Origin of the sequence: Armatimonas sp., from assembly GCF_043760365.1 — a bacterium.
In the GTDB taxonomy this organism is placed as follows: Bacteria; Armatimonadota; Armatimonadia; order Armatimonadales; family Armatimonadaceae; genus Armatimonas.
This window is the reverse complement of the sequence record NZ_JAYUPA010000778.1, coordinates 1-3,397: the sequence shown is the minus strand read 5'-3', so window position 1 is coordinate 3,397 and position 3,397 is coordinate 1. Positions and strand designations below refer to the sequence as shown.

The following is a 3,397-nucleotide window of genomic DNA, read 5'->3' as shown; positions in this document are numbered from 1 at the left end:
ACCCCGTAGCTGCCTCTAACGATGCCGATATTCTCTACACCGATGTCTGGACCTCAATGGGCCAGGAAGGCGAGAAAGCTAAGCGCTTGGCCGATTTTGCGGGCTTCCAGATCGGTGCAAAGACCCTGCGTGAGGCCAAAGAGGATGCTTTAATTCTGCACTGCCTACCCGCACACTACGGCGAGGAGATCACTGAGGACGCTGTGGACAGTCCGCAGTCGGGCATCTTCGACCAGGCTGAAAATCGCCTCCATGTCCAACAAGCGCTTCTGGCTGCGGTACTATGAGAGGCAGGAGCCGAGGCAGGCCAAACGTGCGGATTACTTCGCTCGTGAAAGCGTCGCCGATGCCGAGCCTGCCGTTCCTGGCTGGACAGTGGCTGTGAATACTCTGTTCGAATAGTGAAGTTTCCCACTGTAACCTAGATAGGGTATGGTGGTTCTATTGAGAGGAGGATTAATATTATGCAACGACAGCAACTACAAAGCCTACAAAGCAACAAATTGGTTCAGTGGGGAGTGATGTTCCTGGTAGCGGGTTTGGTGATTCAGCTTGCTCGGGTACTGGGGACGATGCTCTATGCCTATGCGGGGTGGGCGGTCTTAGCGGGGATTGTTTTGATTGTGGTGGGGCTAATTCGAGGGAAGTAGCTTTTGAAGCGACTTAAACTCTAGCTCCCACCAGTGGCGCGAACTCCGTGGGGCCGAAGCTGGCGTTGAGTGAGTAATGGAAGGTAACACTCTCGCCCTCAAACGTGCAGATAGCCTCCGCGATAAACGGGGTCTCTACCGAACACAGGCGCAGGGTGAGGGTGGTGCCGTCTTCGCTCCAGGCAGCCGCTCCGGAGGTTTCGTGGGGCTTGCCATGCCACTGACGAAAGGCTGTCTCGCCGGGGAGCCATGCGCCAAAGCCGCCGGTCAGTGTGTGCTCGTCAAGTGTGAGCGTGAGCTGCGACTCCGTGCTCTCGATACGCAGGCTCTTGAGACCCTGGTCGTTAGTGGGGAAGGTGTAGGTGCCTGAGAAGATGCGCCCGGCTCCGGTGGGCCGATGTAGCTCATGCCGTGCCCCGAACGCGGGCAGAATATGCTTCCAGACCTGGTTCAGAACCTCCTGCATGTTCTTCACTCCCGACGTGATCGCGAGCACGGCGTCTTGCTCCGGGAAGACCACGCAGTACTGCCCGAATGCGCCATCACCACGGTACGCGCCGTGCTGGCAGCGCCAGAACTGAAAGCCGTAGCCCTGCGCCCAGTCGCTGGCAGGGTCATCGCCGTTGGAGATATGCTTTTGGGTGGCAGTATGAACCCAGCCCTCCGGGAGCAGGCGCACACCGTTCCAGAGGCCGTCGCTCAGGTAGAGCTGGCCAAACTTGGCGATCGCTTCCGTACGGACACTCAGCCCCCAGCCGCCCGCATCAATTCCCAGCGGGCACTGCTCCCAGGTCGGACTCTCGATTCCCAGCGGCACAAACAGACGCGGCGTGAGGTAGCTTAGGAGCCGCTCGCCGGTGAGCTTGTGCAGGATCGCCGAGAGCATGTAGGTGGCGAGGCTGTTGTAGAGAAAGTGCGTCCCCGGCGTGTGAGGCACCTCGGCGGCAAGAAATGACGCCACCCAATTATTTGTCTCGCTCCGAAGCCCCGTCATCGGCTCGACAGCGTGGCCCGTGGACATGGTAAGCAGATCCTGCACCCGCATCGCGGCTAAGTTCTCGGAGAGAGTTTCGGGCGTGCTCTCCGGGAAGAACGAGATCACTTTATCGTCGAGGTGCAGCCGTCCCTCACCCACCGCCAGCCCGACTGCCGTGGCCGTGAAGCTCTTGGAGAGGGAGAAGAGCATGTGTGGCTTCTCGGGCGCGTACGGATGCCACCAGGTTTCGGCAATCACCCTGCCGTGGCGCAGGAGCATCACGCTGTGCAGCTCCAGCCCGGCGTTTTCACAGTGTGCCAGAAATCCGGCGATGCCAGACGACGAAACACCCTGCGCTTCGGGCGTGCTACGGGGAAGAGCGGTCATGCGCCCATTGTACCCAACCGTCCTAAAAACCGCCCCATGCGCTCTAAAGCCTCCGTGAGCTTGCTGGTGGCGGTGGCGTAGCAGCAGCGGACGTGGCCGATGCCGCCGTTGCCAAAGACATCACCGGGCACGACTAAGACACGCTCTTCACGTAGCAGGCGCTCGGCGAACTCCTCGGAGGTGAGGCCGGTTTTTTCGATACTCGGGAAGGCGTAGAACGCACCGCCGGGCATGCGGCACTCCAGACCTAAGTCATTTAGCCCCTTCACAAAGAGCCGACGGCGACGGTCATAGTCCGCGACCATCTCGGCGGTGTCTTGCTCGGCGTTCTTTAATGCCTCAATCGCGGCGATCTGCGCGGTGATCGGAGCGCAGAGCATGGTGTACTGATGAATCTTCATCATCATCTCGATGATGGGCGCGGGCGCACAGGCATAGCCGATCCGCCAGCCGGTCATGGCGTAGGCTTTGGAGAACCCATTGAGCAGAATTGTCCGCTCTTTTGCACCCCGGAGCGCCGGAACCGAGACATGCTCGGAGTCGTAGCAGAGCCTATCGTAGATCTCATCGCTGAGGATGTAGAGGTCGTTGGCGACGGCGATATCCACGACGCGTTGTAGGCCCTCACGGCTCATGACGGCCCCGGTTGGGTTGGTGGGATACGAGAGTAAAATGGCCTTGGTCTTCTCCGTGATGCGCTCCGTGATTGCCTCGGGGTGGGCTGCGAAGCCGTCTTTGGCACGGGTGGGAACCGGCACGGGGACGCCGCCCGCGAACATCACACAGGGGGCATAGCTGACATAGCACGGCTCAGGGATCAGCACTTCGTCGCCAGGATTGAGTATCGCACGAAACGCCGTGTCCAGCGCCTCAGAGACCCCCACGGTCACTAACACTTCAGTGCGTGGGTTCCAGCCCGTCCCATAGCGCTCGATGTGCTTGGCGACGATGGCTTCGCGCAGTTCCAGAAGTCCATAATTGCTGGTATAGGTCGTGCGGCCCTTCTCCAGCGAGTAGATTGCGGCCTCCCGGATGCGCCAGGGAGTGACATAATCCGGCTCCCCAACCCCAAGCGAGATCACATCATCAAGCTCCGCTACTAAATCAAAGAAGCGACGAATTCCCGACGCGGGGGTGCTTGCCACAATCTGTGAAAGCGATTTCATGGGGTCACCGCTAGCCTTTCATCCGTGGTGACTTCGCCGAAGATATCACCGTCGTCTTTGTACTTCTTGAGCAAAAAGTGCGTCGCCGTGCCGCGCACGCCCTCAATGGTTGCCAGTTTCTCCGCCACAAAATTGGCCACTTCCTGCATCGTCTTGCCCGCGACCACGACCCGAAGATCCTGCGAACCGGAGACTAGATAGACGCTATGCACCTCAGG

At 59.7% G+C, this 3,397-nt stretch carries 4 protein-coding genes and 1 pseudogene; 2 read left to right on the top strand and 3 right to left on the bottom strand.

Features of this window, described 5'->3' with window-relative positions:
• Positions 1-287: pseudogene (locus ACH2EH_RS18700) on the top strand (ornithine carbamoyltransferase); the annotation flags it as partial.
• A 177-nt stretch (positions 288-464) separates the two neighbouring features.
• Positions 465-650 carry a hypothetical protein gene (locus ACH2EH_RS18695; protein ID WP_395143999.1) on the top strand — a complete coding sequence of 62 codons (186 nt, stop codon included), beginning with the start codon at positions 465-467 and terminating at the stop codon, positions 648-650.
• Between the two features lie 13 nt (positions 651-663).
• On the opposite strand, the gene ACH2EH_RS18690 is transcribed toward ACH2EH_RS18695, so the two are convergent.
• From ACH2EH_RS18690 to ACH2EH_RS18680, 3 genes are all read right to left on the bottom strand, one after another.
• Positions 664-2,013 carry a serine hydrolase domain-containing protein gene (locus ACH2EH_RS18690; RefSeq protein ID WP_395143997.1) on the bottom strand — a complete coding sequence of 450 codons (1,350 nt, stop codon included), beginning with the start codon at positions 2,011-2,013 and terminating at the stop codon, positions 664-666.
• A complete protein-coding gene (locus ACH2EH_RS18685) occupies positions 2,010-3,179 on the bottom strand; it encodes an aminotransferase class I/II-fold pyridoxal phosphate-dependent enzyme (RefSeq protein ID WP_395143995.1) in 1,170 nt (389 codons plus the stop codon). The genes ACH2EH_RS18690 and ACH2EH_RS18685 overlap by 4 nt, the downstream gene beginning before the upstream one ends.
• On the bottom strand, positions 3,176-3,397 hold a 222-nt coding region (locus ACH2EH_RS18680; RefSeq protein WP_395143993.1), incomplete at its 5' end, for an Lrp/AsnC family transcriptional regulator. The genes ACH2EH_RS18680 and ACH2EH_RS18685, both read right to left, overlap by 4 nt.